14 protein-coding genes are annotated in these 18,914 nt (G+C 69.1%); 4 read left to right on the top strand and 10 right to left on the bottom strand.

The genetic code is table 11. The features are described 5' to 3' along the window. The first annotated feature begins 55 nt into the window (after positions 1-55). From araD to FHT32_RS11375, 4 genes are all read left to right on the top strand, one after another. Positions 56-1,786, top strand: a complete 1,731-nt coding sequence (araD, locus tag FHT32_RS11360; protein WP_176664724.1) for an L-arabinonate dehydratase — start codon at positions 56-58, stop codon at positions 1,784-1,786. A 43-nt stretch (positions 1,787-1,829) separates the two neighbouring features. Beyond that, a complete protein-coding gene (locus FHT32_RS11365) occupies positions 1,830-2,540 on the top strand; it encodes a ribonuclease activity regulator RraA (protein ID WP_176664725.1) in 711 nt (236 codons plus the stop codon). Positions 2,541-2,578: 38 nt separating this feature from the next. Continuing rightward, entirely contained in the window at positions 2,579-3,574 is a 996-nt protein-coding gene (locus FHT32_RS11370) for a tripartite tricarboxylate transporter substrate binding protein (RefSeq protein ID WP_176664726.1), read from the top strand. Positions 3,575-3,653: 79 nt separating this feature from the next. Beyond that, on the top strand, positions 3,654-4,772 hold the full coding sequence (locus tag FHT32_RS11375; RefSeq protein ID WP_176664727.1) for an SMP-30/gluconolactonase/LRE family protein: 1,119 nt from the start codon (positions 3,654-3,656) through the stop codon (positions 4,770-4,772). Positions 4,773-4,812: 40 nt separating this feature from the next. Here the strand turns inward: FHT32_RS11375 and FHT32_RS11380 are convergent, their stop codons facing one another. The 10 genes from FHT32_RS11380 to FHT32_RS11425 are packed head-to-tail and all read right to left on the bottom strand — an operon-like array spanning position 4,813 to position 18,905. After that, positions 4,813-6,336 carry a hypothetical protein gene (locus FHT32_RS11380; protein ID WP_176664728.1) on the bottom strand — a complete coding sequence of 508 codons (1,524 nt, stop codon included), beginning with the start codon at positions 6,334-6,336 and terminating at the stop codon, positions 4,813-4,815. Positions 6,337-6,376: 40 nt separating this feature from the next. Continuing rightward, entirely contained in the window at positions 6,377-7,600 is a 1,224-nt protein-coding gene (gene tssA / locus FHT32_RS11385; RefSeq protein ID WP_176664729.1) for a type VI secretion system protein TssA, read from the bottom strand. Positions 7,601-7,611: 11 nt separating this feature from the next. Next, on the bottom strand, positions 7,612-11,679 hold the full coding sequence (locus FHT32_RS11390) for a type VI secretion system protein (RefSeq protein ID WP_176664730.1): 4,068 nt from the start codon (positions 11,677-11,679) through the stop codon (positions 7,612-7,614). Between the two features lie 40 nt (positions 11,680-11,719). Then, complete coding sequence (locus tag FHT32_RS11395; RefSeq protein WP_176664731.1) at positions 11,720-12,481, bottom strand: DotU family type IV/VI secretion system protein; 762 nt, start codon at positions 12,479-12,481, stop codon at positions 11,720-11,722. A gap of 4 nt (positions 12,482-12,485) precedes the next feature. After that, positions 12,486-13,826, bottom strand: a complete 1,341-nt coding sequence (tssK, locus tag FHT32_RS11400) for a type VI secretion system baseplate subunit TssK (protein WP_176664732.1) — start codon at positions 13,824-13,826, stop codon at positions 12,486-12,488. A 59-nt stretch (positions 13,827-13,885) separates the two neighbouring features. Then, a complete protein-coding gene (locus FHT32_RS11405) occupies positions 13,886-14,365 on the bottom strand; it encodes a hypothetical protein (protein WP_176664733.1) in 480 nt (159 codons plus the stop codon). Continuing rightward, positions 14,362-15,828, bottom strand: a complete 1,467-nt coding sequence (locus FHT32_RS11410; RefSeq protein ID WP_176664734.1) for a dicarboxylate/amino acid:cation symporter — start codon at positions 15,826-15,828, stop codon at positions 14,362-14,364. Before FHT32_RS11410 ends, FHT32_RS11405 begins: the two co-directional genes overlap by 4 nt. After that, on the bottom strand, positions 15,816-16,559 hold the full coding sequence (locus tag FHT32_RS11415; RefSeq protein WP_176664735.1) for an aspartate/glutamate racemase family protein: 744 nt from the start codon (positions 16,557-16,559) through the stop codon (positions 15,816-15,818). The genes FHT32_RS11410 and FHT32_RS11415 overlap by 13 nt, the downstream gene beginning before the upstream one ends. Before the next feature lie 13 nt (positions 16,560-16,572). Then, positions 16,573-17,847, bottom strand: a complete 1,275-nt coding sequence (locus FHT32_RS11420; protein WP_176664736.1) for a dicarboxylate/amino acid:cation symporter — start codon at positions 17,845-17,847, stop codon at positions 16,573-16,575. A gap of 23 nt (positions 17,848-17,870) precedes the next feature. Next, the gene (locus FHT32_RS11425; RefSeq protein ID WP_176664737.1) at positions 17,871-18,905 is read right to left on the bottom strand and encodes an ABC transporter substrate-binding protein; all 1,035 of its coding nucleotides are present in this window, start codon (positions 18,903-18,905) and stop codon (positions 17,871-17,873) included. Positions 18,906-18,914: the final 9 nt, after the last annotated feature.

Consider the following 18,914-nt stretch of genomic DNA (forward strand, 5'->3'; position numbering starts at 1 on the left):
CCGGCAAGGCCTGGCGAGGCCGCACTTTCCACGCAGCGGCCATGGAGACAACCCCTTGACGAAACGCCCCTACGAATCCCTTCGCAGCGCCCGCTGGTTCGCGCCCGACGACTTCCGCTCCTTCGGCCATCGCTCGCGCGTGCTGCAGATGGGCTACAGCTACGCCGACTGGATGGGCAAGCCCGTCATCGCCATCGTCAACACCTGGAGCGACGCCAACCAGTGCCACTCGCATTTCAAACAGCGCGTGGAAGACGTCAAGCGCGGCGTGCTGCAGGCGGGCGGCTTTCCGCTCGAGCTGCCGGCGATCTCGCTTTCCGAGAGCATGGTCAAGCCCACCACCATGCTCTATCGCAACTTCCTCGCGATGGAGACGGAAGAGCTGCTGCGCAGCCACCCCATCGACGGCGCCGTGCTGATGGGCGGCTGCGACAAGACCACGCCCGGCCTCACGATGGGCGCGCTCAGCATGGGCATTCCCTTCATCTACCTGCCGGCCGGCCCCATGCTGCGCGGCAACTGGAAGGGCAAGGTGCTGGGCTCCGGCTCCGACGCCTTCAAGTACTGGGACGAGCGCCGCGCCGGCCGCCTGGGCGAACAGGCATGGGCCGAGATGGAGGCCGGCATCGCCCGCAGCCACGGCACCTGCATGACCATGGGCACGGCCGCCACCATGATGGGCATCGCCGAGGCTGTGGGACTGACACTGCCCGGCGCGTCGAGCATTCCCGCGGCGGATGCCAACCACATCCGCATGAGCGCCGACTGCGGCCGCCGCATCGTCGATATGGTGTGGGAAGACCTTACGCCCGCGAAGATGCTCACGCGCGCCAACTTCGAGAACGGCATCGCCTGCGCGATGGCCATGGGCTGCAGCACCAACGCCGTCATCCACCTGATCGCGATGTCGCGCCGCGCCGGTCACGCCGTGAGCCTCGAGGACTTCGACGCCTTCAGCCGCCGCGTGCCCGTCATCGCCAACATCCGGCCCAGCGGCGATGCCTACCTGATGGAAGACTTCTTCTACGCGGGTGGGCTGCCGGCGATGCTGGAGCGCATCCGCGGCCACCTGCGCACGGAGGCGCTCACCGTCAACGGCCGCAGCATCGGAGAGAACATCGAAGGCGCCGAGGTGTACGACGACGACGTGATCCGGCCGCTGACCAACCCCATCTACGCCGAAGGCGCGCTGGCCGTGCTGCGCGGCAACCTTGCGCCCGACGGCGTGGTCATCAAGCCCAGCGCCTGCGCGCCGCATCTGCTGAAGCACACGGGCCGTGCGCTGGTCTTCGACGACTACCCGTCGCTCAAGAAGGCCGTGGAAGACCCGGAACTCGACGTGACCGGCGACGACATCCTGGTGCTGCGCAATGCCGGTCCGCGTGGCGCCGGCATGCCCGAGTGGGGCATGCTGCCCATCCCCACCAAGCTGCTGAAGCAGGGCGTGAAGGACATGCTGCGCCTGTCCGACGCACGCATGAGCGGCACCAGCTACGGCGGCTGCCTGCTGCATTGCTCGCCAGAGGCCGCTGTCGGCGGGCCGCTCGCGCTCGTGCAAACCGGCGACCGCATCACGGTGGATGTGCCCGCGCGCCGCATCCACCTGGAGATCGACGACGAGGAGCTCGCGCGCCGCAAGGCCGCGTGGACTCCGCCGCCGCCGCGCTACGAACGCGGCTACGGCTGGATGTTCGGCCGCCACATCCGCCAGGCCGACGAGGGCTGCGACTTCGACTTCCTCGAAACCAGCTTCGGCAAGCCGGTGCCCGAGCCGGACATCTTCTGACCGCCATCCGATTCCACCCACTTCCAGACAACGGAGACCCCACGTGAATCCCGCCACCCGCGAGCAGCTCATGAAGGTGAGCACCGCCACCCTGTGCACGGCCCTGTTCAAGCGCGGCCTGCGCCACCAGTTCATCCAGGACGTGCGCCCGCTCGATGCCGGCCTGCCCAACATGGTCGGCGAGGCTTTCACGCTGCGCTACATGCCGGCGCGCGAAGACCTGAACCCGATCGGCGTCTTCCTCGACCGCGACCATCCGCAGCGCAAGGCCGTGGAGCAGTGCCCCGAGGGTGCGGTGCTCGTCATCGACAGCCGCAAAGATGCGCGCGCCGCATCGGCCGGCGGCATCCTCGTCACGCGGCTCATGAAGCGCGGCGTGGCCGGCGTGGTCACCGACGGCGGCTTCCGCGACAGTCCCGACATTGCGAAGCTCGGCTTTCCCGCCTACCACCAGCGCCCCAGCGCACCTACCAACCTCACGCTGCACCAGGCCATCGACATCAATGTGCCCATCGGCTGCGGCGATGCACCGGTATTCCCCGGCGACGTGATGGTGGGCGACGCGGAAGGCGTCGTCGTCATCCCGGCCCACATGGCCGACGAGATCGCCGCCGAGGCCACCGAGATGACCGCCTTCGAGGACTTCGTGCAGGAGAAGGTGCTCGAAGGCCGCTCCATCCTGGGCCTCTATCCGCCCACCGACGAACAGAGCCGCACCGACTTCGCGGCATGGCGCCAGGCCAGGGGCCGCTGAGCCGGCCCGCCGATCACAGAACACAAAGGAGACAAGACATGCGTTCCATCCGCCTCGCTGCGGCGTTCCTCCCTGCGGCGCTGCTTTCGGCTGCGCTCGTTCCTCTGGCCGCATCGGCCCAGGCAACCGATTGGCCCGCCGCCAAGCCCATCGTGTACGTGGTGCCGTTCACACCCGGCGGCTCCACCGACATCGTGGGCCGCACGCTGGCCCAGAAGCTGGGCGAGAGCCTCAAGCAGTCGGTGGTGGTCGACAACAAGCCCGGCCAGGCCGGCGGCATCGGTGCCGCCTACGTGGCGAAGGCGCCGCCCGACGGCTACACGCTCTTCGGCGGAACCATCAGCACGCACGCCATCAATGCCAGCCTCTACAAGAAGCTGGCCTACGACCCGATGAAGGACTTCGAGCCCGTCTCGCTGGTTGCGCGACTGCCCAACGTGCTCATCGTCAACAGCCAGCTCGGCGTGAACTCCGTGGCCGAGCTCGTGGCGCTGCTGAAGAAGGACGAGAGCAAGCGCACCTTCGCTTCCTCGGGCGCCGGCACCTCGACGCACCTGGCCGGCGAGATGTTCGCCGACCTCGTCGGCGTGAAGCTCACCCACGTGCCGTACAAGGGCACGCCTCCGGCGCTGACCGACGTGGCCGCGGGGCAGGTGCCTTTCATGTTCGACCAGGTGACCGCTGCGCTGCCGCTGGTCAAGAGCGGAAAGCTCAAGCTGCTGGCAGTGACCACCGCGAAGCGCATCGCGCTGGTGCCCGACCTGCCGACCATGATCGAATCGGGTATTCCCGGCTTCGAGATGTCGTCGTGGCAAGCGGTATATGCCCCCAAGGGCACGCCCAAGCCCATCGTGCAGCGCCTCAACGCCGAGATCGTGAAGGCCCTGCACCAGCCCGACGTGCAGGCCAAGCTCTCGGGCCAGCTCGCGATGGAACTCGTGGGCAGCACGCCCGAAGAACTGCGCGACCACATGGCCAGGGAGATCCCGCGCTGGGCCGAGCTGGTGAAGAAGTCCGGTGCCGTCGCCGACTGAACGATCAGGAACAACGGCCAGGAACAACGGCCAGGAACAACGGCCAGGAGCAACCGACAAGAATCCAAGGAGACAACCGATGCAGAACAAGACGAACGACGACCGCCGCCGATTCCTCAAGACAGCCGTGGGCACAGCCGCGGGTGTCGGCACCGCAGCCTTCGGCACGCTCGCAGGCGCCCAGGCCTTCGACTTCAAGCCCAGCCAGCGCTATCCCGACCCGGCGGTGCTGATCCTCGACCCGAGCTTCACCAAGTACAGGCTCTACAGCAGCACACTGGAGCAGCTGGGCTCCGGCATGCGCTGGGCCGAGGGGCCGGTGTACTTTCCCGAGCACGGCTATCTGCTGCTGAGCGACATTCCCAACAACCGGCTCATGAAGTACGACGAGAAGACCGGCAAGTTCGGCGTGCACAAGACCGGCGTCAACTACGCCAACGGCAACACCCGCGACCGCCAGGGCCGCCTCGTCACCTGCGAGCACTCGGTGACGCGGCGCGTGGTGCGCACCGAGAAGGACGGCCGCATGACCGTGCTGGCCGACAGCTACCAGGGCAAGCGCCTCAACGCGCCGAACGACGTCGTCGTGAAATCGGACGACACCGTCTGGTTCACCGACCCCATCTTCGGCATCAACGGCGAATGGGAGGGAAGCAGGGCCGCGCCGGAGCAGGCCACGACCAACGTGTATCGCATCGCCACCGACGGCAAGCTCACGGCGGTGATCACCGATCTCGTCAATCCGAACGGCATCGCCTTCTCGCCCGACGAGAAGAAGCTCTACGTGGTCGAGTGGAAGGGAACGCCCAACCGCAGCATCTGGAGCTACGACGTGTCACCGGACGGCACGAGCGTCTCCAACAAGACCAAGCTCATCGACGCCGACGGCCCCGGCTCGCTCGACGGCTTCCGCGTCGACCGCGACGGCAACCTCTGGTGCGGCTGGGGTCACTCCGGCGCCATCGCTTCGGAGCCCACCGACGTCGGCGGCGGCATGAAGGCCTACCTGCCCACCGGCAAGTCGGAGGAAATGGATGGCGTGAAGGTCTTCAACCCGCAGGGCAAGCCCATCGGCTTCATCCGCCTGCCCGAGCGCTGCGCGAACCTGGAGTTCGGCGGGCCGAAGCGCAACCGGCTCTACATGGCGAGCAGCCATTCGCTGTATGCGCTTTATGTGGAGGCGCACGGGGCGGTCTGACCTGGGCGCGCGCCGGTGCCGGTGGCCGGCTGCCTTCGTCCTAGAGCGCAATCACATCCGCAATCGGCTTGTTCGCCTTGAAGCACGACAGCGCCTCCATCTGCTTCCAGGCCTGCAGCTGCGTGAAGTTGGTCTGGTACTCGATGTAGCAGCCGGTCAGCGCCTCGTCGATGATCTTGTCGGCCCGCTCGAAGAGGATCTGGTTGTCTTCCAGGTCGCGGAAGTAGGTGCGCCAGGTGTCGCGTTCCTTCGACTGTCCCAGCAGCGTGAGATAGGCGCTGTAGAAGAGCGAGTTGAAGGCCCGGCCGATGTTGTCCTGGTAGACGGTGAACTCGCCGCCGCCGCCGGCACCCACGCCGAGCGTCACGTCGGCCTCGATGCCGAGCTTGGAGCCGCCGAACGCGGACGACTCGAACTCCAGCGAGAAGGACGCGCCCACGCCCGCCGACAGCGAGCCCTTGGCCGTGCCCTTGACGATGTCGTAGCCGCACATGCGCACCGAGAGCGAGGCCTCGCCCTTCACGCGCGCGCCGGCGAAGGCCTCGGCCCCGACCTTGAACTTCACGCCGTCGACCGTGGCGTTGAACTCGACCTCGGCCTTTGCCATGGCGCCCGCGAAGGCCTCGGCGCTGGCCTCGATCAGGAAGATGTCGGCCACGTCGATCTTCGCGTCGAGCTTGATCTTCACGCCCACCATCGCCTCGACGCTCGCCTTGGCCGTCACGCCCTTGCCGCGCTCGTAGCTCGCTTCGGCCTCCACGGACGCGGAGGCGCCGGCGAACGCATCGGCCTTGAACTCGGCGCGCAGCCCGGTGATCTCGATCACGCACTCGCCCGTGGCGCGCACGCCGTAGCCCACGGAGGCCTCGGCCTTCACCGCTTTCTTGAATTCCTCGTTGGTCCAGGTCACCTTGCCGAACTTGCCGTTCTCACCGCCGCGCATGAGGCCGGTCTCGATCTTGCCGCTGGTCTGCAGCCACGGGCGCGGATCGGCGAACCTGATCTTGGTGAGGTCCTTGCACAGCACGTCGAGGAAAAGGCGCACCTTGGCGGGCTCGTTGTTGCCCATGTACTGCAGCGGGAGCGAGACGTCCTCCATGTACTCGGAGCCGTTGCGCAGGCCGTCCATCCAGAACTTGAGCAGCTGCTTCTTGCGCACGATGAGGTCGCGGCGCACCGCGTTCACCGCCATCTTGTCCGCGACCGAGGCGAGCTCGCTGGGCAGCCGCAGGATGGGCATGTCCAGCAGGCCGCCGAACTGCCGCTTGTACTCGGCGTTGAAGTCGTTCATCTTCTGCAGCACCAGCGCGGGTTCCGGCGAGTGAGTGCCTTGCGTGAGCTTCTCCAGCATCTGCTTGTAGACGTAGAGGAACTGCAGGAACTCCTGCGCGAGCGCCTTGCGCTCCTTGCTGGAGGGGCCGCCGATGATCTTGCCGAGCTGCTTGAGCCAGGCCTTGGTCTTGGTGTTGAACTCGCCGCCGGGCAACTCGGCCCAGACGACTTCGTACTTGTGCGTGAATTTGGCGCTCGCGAGCGCATTGAACAGGGGAGTGGAGGTTGCCATGAGGTTGACGACGTGACGTATTCAAGAAAACGGATTCACCCTAGAGGTCCGGCCTGACGCCGATCATCGAGAAGTAGCGGTTCAGGTCCCCGTCCTCGCGCAGCACTTCCTGCATCAGCTGCGGCAGCGGCATGCGTCCCCATGCCACGGCGCGGTTCACGAGGTAGGGCGTCGGGCTGTGCGGCTCCTCGCGCATCAGGTAGGCGGCGGCCAGCTCGAGCAGCCGATAGGCCTCGGCGCGGCTGCCGATGCGGCCGCCCGCCAGCACCTGCGGGAGCGCCTCGGAGGGAGGGGGAGGAAAGGAGGCAGGAGGAGCGTCGCTCATGTCGTTGTCGTCCATCGGGGTTGCGGTGGGCAGCGGTTCGGCATCCGGCACCCATCCGGTCGGAGCCGGAGTGACTGGTTTCTCTTCGTCGCGCGGATCGCGCCCCTGCAGCAGGCTGCGCAGCGCCTGCCGCATGCGCGCGAGCATCTCCGTCAGCTTCGACAGACTGGGCGCGTCCACGCCCAGCCGCTCGTCGAGCAGGGCTTCCAGGCTGCGCCATGCATCGGCGGCCGCAGCGACCCGGTCGTCGAGCGCGGCGAGCGCATGCAGGTCGCGCGCGGCGCGCTCGAGGATGTCCTGGCGCGACACCGTCTGCGCGCTCGGCTCCTCGGCCACTTCCTTCGCCTTCCCCTTGGCGTTGCCCGCGACGCCGGCCGCGCCCGTGCCGTACTCGCTGCTCAGCGCGCGCTGCCAGTCACCCAGCGTGATGAAGGGCGGCGAGAAATCCGGCCATTCGAGCAGCGGCACGCGCATCAGCAGCGCCTGCGCGATGGTGTCGTTGACCCACACGAAGGTGGCGGTGCGCATGTCGGCGTCGCCGTCGTCGCCGATGCGCGGATGCACGTCTTCCCAGAACTCGCGCGCCAGGCCTTCGAGCAGCCGCGCCCCGGCGGCCATCCCGTCGACCGCATGGCGGTGCACCCAGGCCTCGGTGAGCCAGGCGGCCATCTGCAGGTCCTTGCTGCGGCGCTGCAGCACCTCGGTGCACAGCATTTCGGCGGTACGCCAGTCGGCCTTCTTCAGCGGACGAGTCCATTCGCCCATCGGCAGGCTGGCGTCTTCCTCGGTGCGCGCTTCGCGAATGCGGGCGCACACCGGGTCGTAGCGCAGCGGCGGGCCGGCCGGGCCTTCGGGGCCCTCCAGCGGCGAGAGAAAGGCCGCGAGGTCGGGCGCGAAGCCGCCGGTGGCTTCGTCGATATCGGCGTTCAAGGGAGACATCAGGGCGGCCATCAGGGCATGTTCCATTCGGGAGCGCGCGCGGGAAACGCGGTGGGCCAGATCAGGGCGTTCTTCTTTCCGGCGGGGCTGGCGGCGATACGCAGGAACACGCGCGCGCGTCCCCCGTCTGGCGCCTGGGCGGCGTCGCCGGCCGACTGGGCCACCAGCGGAAACTCGAACTTCAGCAGTTGCGAGCGGCCGTCGGGCCGCTGCGCCGGGTCGCCTTCGCGCTGGCGCTGGGCCAGCGTGAACAGCGCCCACGGGTCGGCGAAGCGGAAGCTCACGGTCTGGCCGTCGGTGATCAGCGCATGCTGCTGCGGGTCGGCGCGCGCCATCAGCGGCGAGTCCTTCGCGATGCGCAGCACCAGCGCCACCGGCATGCCGTATTCCCAGCGCAGCGTGCGCGGCGCGTCGCGCAGCCGGAGCACCTGGTCGCCGACCTCGAAGGACCAGTCGATGATCTTGTTGCCTTCGATTTCGCCCATGGTGTTCGCGCGGAAGTCCACGCTCAGGTCATAGCCCGGCGCGGCGCCGTCCTCTGTGGGGAAGAGCGGCAGCAGGAAGTCGCGCGCGCGGGCGAACTGTTCGGCGAAGCGGCGCGCGCCCGCGCCCTGCATGCCGGGGCCGCGCATGCCGCCCGCGTCGATCGCGCGGTTCTCCTTCAGCGCGCGCGCCAGCGGGTCGAAGGCGCGGGCCAGGTCGTTCACGTCCGCCGGATCCGCCAGCTCGAAGGCGCGGCCGGTGGCCGGGCCGAAGGGGTGGCGGCCGGCCAGCGAGCGGTTGAAACGGGTGGAGAACTGCGTCCACAGCTCCTGCTGGTCGCCGAACTGCAGCTCCTGGCAGCGCGCGAGCAGTGCGCTGTAGATCTGCTGGTGCCGGTCGGCGAAGTAGTCGCCGATGCGCGTGGCCGGTGCCTTGCCGGCCAGCTTCGCGCCGCAGGACTCGCGATCGATCTCGGCGCCGGTCGTGCCCAGGAACTGTTCGAGCAGCAGCAGGCTGCTGTTCGGGTTCTTCAGCCGGTAGCGCTCCAGGTCGCGGTTGATGGCCTGCCAGCGCTGCGCGAGCACCGAGCCCGCTCCCGCGCCGTCGAGCGCCGAGATGTAGCTGTCGGCCAGCTTGCCCAGCGCCTCCGTGCGATTGAACTGCTGGCCCAGGTAGGCCGCGAGCGAGCCCGCGTCGGAGACGCCGAAGGCCACCAGCATCGGCCCGCGCTCGCCGCGCCAGGCCTGGAAGTCGCGTCCGCGCATGGCGTACAGCTCCGATTGGTTGAAGGCGTCGTCGACGGCCTCCAGGCGCAGCAGCGCGTCGCGCGAGACCATCGCGCGCAGGTCTTCGGCGCGCGAGCCGGCCCCCAGCTCGTAGAGCAGCGCCTGGAGCTTGGCGAGGCGCTGGCGCGAGGCTTCGTAGGCCGATGCCTGCGTGTCGGTGACACGGCCGCCGTCGCCCATGCCGTTCGCGGCTTCGGCGACCTGGTCGACCACCAGTTGCGCGAAGTGCGCGTTCAGCGCGGCCTCGATGCCCGGGCGCAGCGCCGCCGGAAATGCCTGCATGCCCTCGCTCATGTAGCGCTTGCGGATGTCGCCAACGGCCAGCGCCTGGTCGAGCCGCGGCAGGTCCCACGCGGCGAGGCCGCGCATGCCGGCGCCCGGCAGTTCGCGGTCGCGCGCGGCGGCCATGAAAGGCTGCGCCAGCAGGGCGGTGAGCGCGTCGCGCAGCGCGATGCGCTCGGGCGCCAGCGCGAAGCGGCCGTCCTTGTCCTGCCAAACCAGGCCCGGCTGCGCGCCGCCGAAGCGCAGGTTGAACTCGGCGCGGAACTTCTGGAAGGCGTCCTGCGCCCGCGAGCGCACCGCGTCCGCAGGTTCCAGCCCCAGCAGCCGGTTCTGCTCGATGCGCGCGATCGTGCGGTCGTAAGAGGCGCCCAGCACCAGCACCGGCTGGCGCATCCAGCCGCCCTTGCCCGAGGCGACCAGGTCTTCCTGGTCCTTGATGGCCGCGATCACCTCCCGGTAGCTGGCCGTCGTGCGCGTGAAGGTGCCGGTGCTCGCCAGCGATGGCAGCAGCCGTGCCAGCGATTGCTCCGACACCAGCAGCTCGTTGTTGACGAAGAGCCGTGCATCCAGCTGTGCCGTGCCCTTGTCGAGCGCGCAGCGCAGCGCCGACTGCACGGGAGCGAGCGGAATGGCCAGCGCGTTGCCCTCTGCCGCCTGCCTGAAGTAGCGCAGGTTGCGGCTCAGGTCCGCCGGCAGCTCCGCGCCCAGCGCGTAGCGCACGGCCACGCGAAGGTCTTCCGCATTGCCGGTGGCCGGCTGGCGCAGCCGCTCCACCGCCTGCAGTGCGGCATCGAGCTGCTCGACCGAGCCCAGGTAGCGCTGCAGCGCGCCGAACTCCGGCTGGTCTTCCACCAGCAGGCCGTTCTTGCGTGGCGCGTCGCCAATGGTCTTGAAGCTCGGCGGGAGTCCGCAGCTCGCGCCGGTGATGAATTCGCCGGTGGCCTCGTCCTGCTCCACGCCGCTGAGCTGGCTCACGCGCGCCATCAGCTCGCGCCGCAGCGTGCTCACTGCGATGTCGCCGAACTCGCGCTCGATGCGCTCTATCACGCGCTCGTTCAGGTCGTCGAAGGGCTGCCAGGAGCCGGGCATGAAGAAGGAGTACGTGCCGTCAGTGCGCAGCCGCTCGTTCATGGCCAGCAAGGACAGCGCCTTGTTGCGGTACCAGGCGGTGGGAATGGTCTCGCCGCGCTGCAGCGCGCGCATGCGGTACTGCGCGTCATGCTGCAGCTGCGAGAGCGCGGAAACCAGCGTCGCGTTGTGCCTGTTCAGCTGCCAGGTCGCCACCAGAAGCCCGATGCCCCAGCCGCCCAGGAAGAGCACCGCCGCCCAGCGCAGCGCGCGATGCAGCACGGGCCGCGTGAGCGTCTGCGTGCGCGAGGGCCGCGTGAGGCCGTACTCCAGGAAGATCTTCTTCTCGAACAGGTCGCGCAGGAAGGCCGGCTGGCGCATCAGCTGCGCGATCAGGTCGCCGCCGATGGGCTCCAGGTCCTTCCGGCCGTAGGCGTCGTGCTCCGAGTCGATGGCCGCGACGGTCTGCGCCGATTCGCCGCTGTCGCCCGTGAGGTAGATGCCGCGGAAGAAGAAGGGCTCGTGGTACGCGCTCGGGCGCATCAGTTCGTCGACGTACAGCTGCAGCTGGCCGCGCAGCGCCTCGATGCGCGAAGGCAGCAGCAGTTGCGCGCCGGCACCCTGCGGCTCAGTGCCGGTGGCGAAGAGCTCGGCCGATACGTCGGACACCGAGCGCACCACCGTGCCCACCGCCTCGTCGACCCACGCGGGCTGGTAGGTGGTCGACAGGTCGTAGGGCGAGGACCAGCCCAGCATGCTCGCGCGCAGCGGCTCGGGCAGGGCGCTCGCGAAGGCGCTGAAGCCCTCCAGGTGCTCCGCGCCGGTGACAAGCACGTACACCGCGAAGCGCATAGCGAAGCGGTTCTGCGCCAGCCACAGGCGCCGGTGCGCGAGCTTGGCGCGCTTGGAGAGCTCGAGCCGGCCGTCGGTACTGTCGTCGAGCAGCAGCGCGGCCGGAATGGTGATGACCACCGAGTCGAAGGGCCGCTGCGGCCGGTACGACCGGCACATGCCCAGGAACTCGTCCCACGGCTTCTCGGAGGCATCGTCGTCGTCGGGCGAGCCGAGGTAGGCGCCCTGGATGTCGATGACCACACCGCGGTCGAAGAAGTGCCACGAGATGCCCTGCGTGGCCGCGGCCGAGGCCGATTCGGTGCTGAGTGCGCTCGCCACGCCCGACTGCTCGATCGGCAGCTGCCGGTGGTCGTCGCCCTCGTTGAGCAGCATGATCCACGGAATGCCGTAGCGGTCGGCGCGCGAGGCGATGTTGCCCTCGATCAGCTCCACCGCCTGGCGGAACGAGCTGCGCAGCGAGTCGAAGCGGATGCGCGCGACCTTCGGATCGCTCGATGGCTTGGCGTGCGAACGGCGTGCCGCGAAGTACAGCACCATGCCGAGCACGAGCAGCACCACCAGCGTCAGCACCGCGATGGAAACGAGGAAGAGCTGGTCAGTCAGCATGTCGACGACCTCCTGATGCTCCTTGGGTGGCGCAGGTCGTTCATCGCTGGTAGGCCCCCGATGCGTCGACCGCTCCCGGCTGCAGCACCTGCCGCACGGGCCACGACTGCCACAGCCACAGCAGCTCCGACACCGCCAGCAGCGTGGCGACGCCCAGCATGAACAGCACCGTCCAGCGGCTCAGCGTGGGCAGCTTGCGCGGCGCGATGTGCGAAAGCGTGCTCGCGTAGGCGCGCTCCGATACCACGCGGTCGCGGCCCGAGAAATCGGCCGGCCGCTGGTAGACGAACTGAAAGAGCTCCTCGCGGTAGCCCAGCAGGCGGGCTTCCTCGCCCGCGCCGCGGTACTTGCCCTGGAAGCCCAGCGCCAGCGCGAAGAGATACAGCCGCGCGATGTCGCGCTTCGACGGTTCGCGGCCTGACAGCAGTTCCTCGATGCGGCTGAACACCAGGTCGCCCGCGATGTTGGTGCGAAAGAGCGACGACTCCAGCAGGTGCGCCGTCCAGCGCTCGCGTCCGATCCACGGCGTGTGCAGCAGGATCTCGTCGGCCAGCGCGGCCTTGAGGTAGCGCGCGTCGGCCACGTTCTCGAGCTCGAAGCGCGTGCTCTCGCGGCGCGATTCGAGCGACTGCAGCTCCAGCAGGTTCTCCAGGTGGCGCGCCAGCGTCTGCGCCACCATGTCGATGTCGCTCTCGCGCGATTCGGCGGTGCGGTCGCGTGCCTTCACGATCTCGTCGTAGAAGGCGCGGAACTGCCGCGTGATGTGGTCGTCGACGGCCAGCTCGGGTAGGTTGCGTGCCATGGCTTCAGTCCTTGATGAACAGGACGATTTCCTGTGGCGGCTGGGCGGTGGCGCCTTCGTTGGCGTTGGCGATCACCAGCAGCTCGCCGGGAACGGTCAGCGCGGCGCTGGTCTGGATCGCGTAGAGCAGGTAGCCAGAGCCCGGGCGCAGGCCGAGCTCGTCGGCCGACTCGATGGAACGGCGCACCGCGCCCAGCACGCGGCGCTCGCGCAGCGAGGGATAGGCCGACTGCGAACCGACGATGGCGCTGTCCATCCAGGCCAGCAGGTCCTTGTCGGACTGTCCGCGCAGGCCCACCACGATGCGCGCGCCGGCCACCCACTGCGGCTGCAGCGTGGTCTCGAAGGCGCCCTGGCGGAAATCGAACTTGTGCTCGCGATACTCCTGGCTCACCTCCGACACCGCGTCGCGCAGCGCCAGCAGCAGCGGCTGGAACACGCGCGAGGGGTCGGCGTGGTCGTAGTCCATCGGCACAGGCGGCACGCCGCCCGGGCGCAGCAGGCTCAGCGAGGCCAGCAGCGCACAAAGGGACCAGTACATCGGAAGCGGATGCAGGTGCGGCGTGCGCATCACCGCCTCCGCATGCGGCAGGCCCGACAGCAGGCTGCGCAGCCGGTCCTTCAGCTCCAGGTGCGCGAGGCGGTCGTCGATGCGCGAGGAAGGCACGGCCGTCTGCTTGGCGACGAAGGCTGCCTTGCCGCGCAGCTGGCCGAGCAGGGCGGACGCGGCGGTCCACAGCGGGTTGTCGCGCGCCACTTCCAGCAGCGGCGGCTGCGCGTCGCCGAGCTTCACCACCTCGTTGTCCTTGAAGACCTGGCCCAGCCGCAGATGCACGTGCGTGCCGGGCGGCACCGCGCCGGCGCTGAGCGCGAGGCGCGGCAGCATGCGCGGGATGTTCGCGGGCTCGGCGTCGGACACCGCGTCTTCCACCGGCGCGCCGGCCACCGAGCGGAAGCGCACGGTCGCGGCGCGATGCCGGTTGGGCGTGGTGACCGGCAGCGTGAGGTAGATGTCCAGCGGCTCGTTGGCCAACCGCTCCGCGTAGGGCGCGAGGGAAAGCTCCAGCGCGCCGTGCGCGGCCTCGGCAGCCGAAAACTGCACCGCGGTGCCGTCGGGCAGGATGGCTTCGAGCGCCAGCACGCGCAGCAGGCCGGCGGGCAGCAGGCCCTGGTCGAACACCAGGCGGCGCACGCCCCAGGCGAAGGGCGCGGCGGCCAGCGTCTGCCAGGCCACGAGGGTGTCCATGCGCGAGGAGAACTGCTGGAAGTGCTGCGGCGACAGCAGCATGCCTTCATGCCACTCGACGCGGTCGGTGACGGGGGCGGCGCGGTGCAGGTCAGACATGGCGTGCTCCCGCGCGGCTGGATTGGAGTTGTTGGTTCACTTGAAGGAATCCGTGTTGTTCAGCGCGACGCGGCCGACACGTCGAAGCTCTGTGCATCGAAGCGGGCCACGATCGAGCCCTTGAGGTCTTCCACCCGGATGCGGTTCGCACCGGGCGTGGTGTAGTTCGCGAAGACCAGCACCGCCGAAACGCGCGGCGAGCCGATGGCGCTGGCGGGCACGCGGATCGTCTGGCCCGGCACCAGCTCCCACGAGAGGTACGACAGGCTCTGCGGAAAGGTCTTCTGCAGGTCGGCGCGCGCGCCGAACCACTTGGCGGCCGTGAGCTCGGTCACGCGCGCGAGCATGGCGTCGTCGAGCACCATCACCACGTCGACGGCCACGGGGCTGTTCTGGTTGGCGCCGGGCGCGGCCGACAGCGTGAGCTCGTTCCAGCTCACGCGCGTGCCCTTGGGAAAGAGGCTGCCGCATGCGGCCAGCTGCACGATGAGCAGCAGCGCGGCCATCCGCTTGATGAGAAGCTTCTTCGTCCGGTTCATCGCGAAATTCCTGTGTTCGCCGCGGCGGGGGATGCGTACGTGACCGCCGACTGCGCCTGCCGCACGCCCACCGCGATGCCCATCAGCAGGATCAGCACGGAGGCCAGCACGCTGCAGCCCGCGAGCAGTGCGACGTGCCCGCGTGCGAACACGAAGCGCAGCGGCTGGGCGGGCTTGATCTCGGCAGCCGGCGCCGCCACGCGCTCAGAGGGCAAGCCGGCCGACACCATCGAAATCAGCGCGCAGGTAGCCAGCAGCGTCAGCAGGTTGCGCGGGCCCTCGCAGATCAGGTCGATGGCCAGGAAGAGCGCCAGCGCCGCCTCGATGGGCAGCTGCAGCATCGACAGCACGATGCCCGCGTAGCCCACGTTGGTGAGGCTGCTGTTGCCGGCAGAGGCGAAGGCCGCGATGGTCGCGCCCGTGCCGATCATCCCGATGTCGGCCGCGCTGAGCGTGCGGTCGTAGAGGTTGGCGACGAAGAGCGCCGCCAGCACGTAGTAGAGCGCCGAGCCCGCGCGCAGGAACACCGAGGCGGTGGGCACCACCAGTTCCACGATGCCGCGGCTGAAGCCCAGGCGCGCGCTCATCGTCTCGATGGTGTGCGGAATGCTGGCCGTAGTGCTCGACGACATCAGGCTCACCAGCATCGGCGTCTTCAGGTGCTGCAGCACCTCGGCCAGCGGCTGGTTGCCGCGTCGGTGAATCACCGCGATGGCCAGCGCGCCCAGCAGTGCCACCAGCACGACGAAGTGCAGCAGGAAGCCGCTCATGGCGCGGATGGTCAGTGCATCGGTCTGCGACAGCACGTGCGCCGACATGCCGAAGGCCACCACCGGCAGCAGGATGTTGGCGCGCGCGATGATGAGTTCGAGCGTGCGGTAGATGCCCTCGAACATGTGGTTGAGCGCCGCGTGCTGCGTGCGCGCCAGCGCCGCGAAAGCCAGGCCGAACAGCAGTGCGCAAGAGAGGATGCCCAGCGAGCGGCCCTCGGCCAGCACGCGGAAGAAGTTGTCGGGCACCACGGTGGCGCGCGGGCGTTCGATGGGCGTGGCCTGCATGCCGTTGTCGTGCAGTCGCATCTCGATGTCGCCGCCGTCGCCGGCCCGCTGCACCAGTTCGCCGAGGTGCTCGCGCGCTTCGGCGTCCAGGTGCGCGCCCGGCGCGTTCACCCAGCCCAGCGCCAGCCCGGTGGCGGCGCAGCTCACCACCAGCAGCAGCGCGAGGCCAGCGATCATCGCAATGCGCCTTCCGGGAAAGGGCAGGCCCATGGTCTGGCGCAGGCCGAAGAAGGTCGCCACCACCAGCAGCGGAATGGCTGCCATGCTCACGATCGCCAGGTAGACCTGCGCCGCCGTGTACGCCACGTCGCCCAGCGCGGGCGCATACACGCCCGCGACGGCGCCTGCCGCCATGCACAGGAGCAGGGCGAGCAGGCTGTGGGACATGCGCGTCAGGAAAGCCATGCCGGCCTGTTCCATCCCTTGTCGAGCGCGAAGGCGACCGTCGCGCGCGCCAGTTCCAGCGAGCTGTCGACCAGCGTCAGCGGCGTGTGACCGGTGGCCCGTGCGACCTTCGCGGCCTTCGCAGCGATGGGCAGCTCGGTGCAGCCCATGATGACGGCGGTGGCGCCCGTGGCGGCCAGCGCCTGCAGCGCGAGCCCGAACGCCGCAGCGCCGGCGTCGATGTCGCCGCCCTTCACCGAGCGGATGCAGGCGTCCACGTGGTCTTGGCCGGTGCCGGCATCGGGCACGATGAAATCGATTCCGCGCTCGCGCAGCGCCTGCTGGTAGAAGCCCGAGGCCAGCGCGCCGCGCGTGGCGAGCACCGCCACCCGCACCGGCCGGTCGTCCGATGCCGTCGCGATGGCGGCCACGCACGACTGCGCGATGTGGATCACCGGCGCGCGGCTGTGCGCCGCGATCTGCGCATACCAGTGGTGCGACGAGTTGCAGGGAATCGCGATCACGCCGACGCCGGCGTCGTTGAGCACGTCGATGCCCGCGAGCAGCGCATCGAGCGGGTCGGGCCCGGTGCCCAGGATGGCGCTGGAACGGTCCGGCACGTGCGGCAGGTTCGCGACGATCACCGGCAGGTGTTCCTGGTCGCGCGTGGCCGGCGTGAGCTGGATGATCTTGTCCATGAAGTCCACCGTCGCCGATGGACCCATGCCGCCGAGAACGCCTATGCGTGACATGAAGGCGCGCTCCCTAGATCTTCAGCGGACGCGGGCACACCACGGCCACTGCGGCGGTGTTGCCGATGACCAGCACCAGCGTGCGCAGCATGTCGCACACCGGGTCCACCGCCAGGAACAGGATGAAGGCCGCCTCGAAGGGCAGGCCCAGGTAGGTGCAGGTCATGCCGATGAGCGACACCGTCACCAGCCCCGTCATGCCTGCAGAGGCGAAGCCCGCGAGCACGGAAGAGGTGAGCACGATGCCGATCTCCACCGGCGTGAGCGAACGCCCGTAGATCTGCGCGATGAAGAGCGTGGCGCACACGTAGTACACGACCGGCCCGATGCGCAGCAGCGACACCGTGAGCGGCACCAGCAGCTCCACCCGCGAGCGCGCGAAGCCCAGGCGCGTGACCAGGCTCTCGATCATGATCGGCATGCAGGTGGCGCTGCTGCGCGTGGCCAGCGCCAGCGCGAAGGGGCCGCGCAGCGCGTTGAGCGTCTGCCCCAGCGTGCCGTTGGAGCGCTTCCAGATGATGACCGCCGCCACCGCCAGCAGCAGCGCCGACACGACGAGGAAGGCGACCACGAAGGCGCCCATCGCCTTCAACGGTTCGATGCCCGTCTTGCCCAGCTGCGCCGCGCTCATGCAGAACAGCACCACCGGCAGCGGAAAGCTTAGCCAGCGCATCAGCGTCTGGCAGGCGTGGTACACGGTCTCCAGCGCCTGCGTGAGGCCGTCGGAGATGCGCGTGGGCACGTGACCCACCGCCAGGCCGAAGAGCAGCGCGAACACGAGCGTCTTCAGCGTGTCGCCGTTGGCCAGCGCCGAGAAGATGTTGGCGGGCACCAGGCTCACCAGCATGTCGGCGAAGCTGGCGGTCTTCTTGACCTCGTCCACGCCGCGCAGGTTCATGGCCGTGTCGCTGGCGCTGAGATCGCCGCCCACGATCTGGCCGAAGGTCTGCATGGTGCTGCTGGGCAGGTTCTCGCCGGGACGCAGGATCAGCAGCGTGGCCGCGCCCGCGATGGCCACGAAGGCCGAGAACGCGAGGAACACGAGCGCCACCCGGCCCAGCAGGCTGGCCGTGCCGCCGTCGCGGAACAGGCGCTGCAGGCTGAAGATCACGGCCGAGACCATGAAGGGCAGCGTGATCATCTTCAGCAGGTCGACGTAGATGTCGCCCACGAAGGCCAGCGGCGTGGCGAGCGGGGGCGCGAGCATGCCGAAGGCCACGCCGGCCCCGAGGCTGATGATGACGACCCACGGGTTGAGGACGAAGGCGTAGAGCTTGGAGGTGTTCATGATGTTTGCGCGTCCTGTGCCGCTCAGCGGTCGAGTGCCTGCAGCACCTTCTGGATATCGAGCTTCTCGGCGCGCTGCGCGAGGAACTGGTTGACGTAGGCCAGCAGCGTGGTGTCGGTCACGGCCACGCCGATGCCCAGCGTGTCCTCCAGATCCTTCAGCGTCACGGTGCGCAGCACGAGCGAGACGGTGGGGTCGGCCTTGAGCACGCGCTTGACCTCGAACTCGTCGCGGTACGCGCTCACGATGTCGCCCTTGTGCAGGGCCACCAGCACGTCGTTCCAGGTCGGGAACTCCTGCACCTTGGCGTGCGGGAAGTTGGTGCGCGCGTAGTCGGCGAACGACGACTTGGCGATCACGCCGATGCTGCCGTCGAAGTTGCGGATGACCTCGGGCAGCGGCCGTCCGCGCGAGAGCTGCGCGAACTTCACGCGGTTGAGGATCAGCGAGTGGCTCAGCGTGAGGTACGCGTCGCTGAACGCGATGGTCTGCGAGCGCGCCAGCGTGCGTGACAGCTTGCTGATGGCCAGGTCGGCCTGGCCGTTGGCCAGCAGGTCGACCACCGCGTTGAAGGTGCCGGCCTCGCGGTTGAAGCGCAGCTTCACGCCCAGCTCCTTGGCGAGCGACTGGGCGAGGCCCACCTCCAGACCGGTCCACTGGCCGCTGTCGTCGAAGAAGAAGAACGGGGGCGTGTCGACCTTGAGCATGGCCACCACCAGCTCGCCGCGCGTCACGATGCGGGCGATGTCGGGTGCGAGCAGCCGTCCGTCGGGCACGCGCACGAGGCCGTTGACGAGCACGGGCGGCGTGGCGGGAGCGGCAGGCTCGACGGCAAAGGCGGCCGCTGCCGGTGCTGCGGGTGTCGCAGGTGCGGCGACAACCGGCGTCGCCGCCACGGGCGCAGCGGGTGCCGCGAGCGTGCCCTGCGCCACGGGCCGTTCGCCCGCGGCGAGCGCGCTTGCACCTGTGCAAAGGCCGGCGATCGCCAGCAGTGTGGGAAGGGCAAGGCGCCGCAGCGCGTTGTGCATGCCCGTGAGGTGTCGTGCGTTGGTCGACATGCTTGTATT

The organism is Variovorax sp. SG517, assembly GCF_013376045.1.
In the GTDB taxonomy this organism is placed as follows: domain Bacteria; phylum Pseudomonadota; class Gammaproteobacteria; order Burkholderiales; family Burkholderiaceae_C; genus Variovorax.

Excerpts from the sequence above, each read along its gene's own strand:
- FHT32_RS11370 (WP_176664726.1), top strand. The coding sequence starts at position 2,579 with ATGCGTTCCATCCGCCTCGCTGCGGCGTTCCTCCCTGCGGCGCTGCTT.
- FHT32_RS11375 (WP_176664727.1), top strand. The coding sequence starts at position 3,654 with ATGCAGAACAAGACGAACGACGACCGCCGCCGATTCCTCAAGACAGCC.
- FHT32_RS11380 (WP_176664728.1), bottom strand. The coding sequence starts at position 6,336 with ATGGCAACCTCCACTCCCCTGTTCAATGCGCTCGCGAGCGCCAAATTC.
- tssA (WP_176664729.1), bottom strand. The coding sequence starts at position 7,600 with ATGTCTCCCTTGAACGCCGATATCGACGAAGCCACCGGCGGCTTCGCG.
- FHT32_RS11390 (WP_176664730.1), bottom strand. The coding sequence starts at position 11,679 with ATGCTGACTGACCAGCTCTTCCTCGTTTCCATCGCGGTGCTGACGCTG.
- FHT32_RS11395 (WP_176664731.1), bottom strand. The coding sequence starts at position 12,481 with ATGGCACGCAACCTACCCGAGCTGGCCGTCGACGACCACATCACGCGG.
- tssK (WP_176664732.1), bottom strand. The coding sequence starts at position 13,826 with ATGTCTGACCTGCACCGCGCCGCCCCCGTCACCGACCGCGTCGAGTGG.
- FHT32_RS11405 (WP_176664733.1), bottom strand. The coding sequence starts at position 14,365 with ATGAACCGGACGAAGAAGCTTCTCATCAAGCGGATGGCCGCGCTGCTG.
- FHT32_RS11410 (WP_176664734.1), bottom strand. The coding sequence starts at position 15,828 with ATGGCTTTCCTGACGCGCATGTCCCACAGCCTGCTCGCCCTGCTCCTG.
- FHT32_RS11415 (WP_176664735.1), bottom strand. The coding sequence starts at position 16,559 with ATGTCACGCATAGGCGTTCTCGGCGGCATGGGTCCATCGGCGACGGTG.
- FHT32_RS11420 (WP_176664736.1), bottom strand. The coding sequence starts at position 17,847 with ATGAACACCTCCAAGCTCTACGCCTTCGTCCTCAACCCGTGGGTCGTC.
- FHT32_RS11425 (WP_176664737.1), bottom strand. The coding sequence starts at position 18,905 with ATGTCGACCAACGCACGACACCTCACGGGCATGCACAACGCGCTGCGG.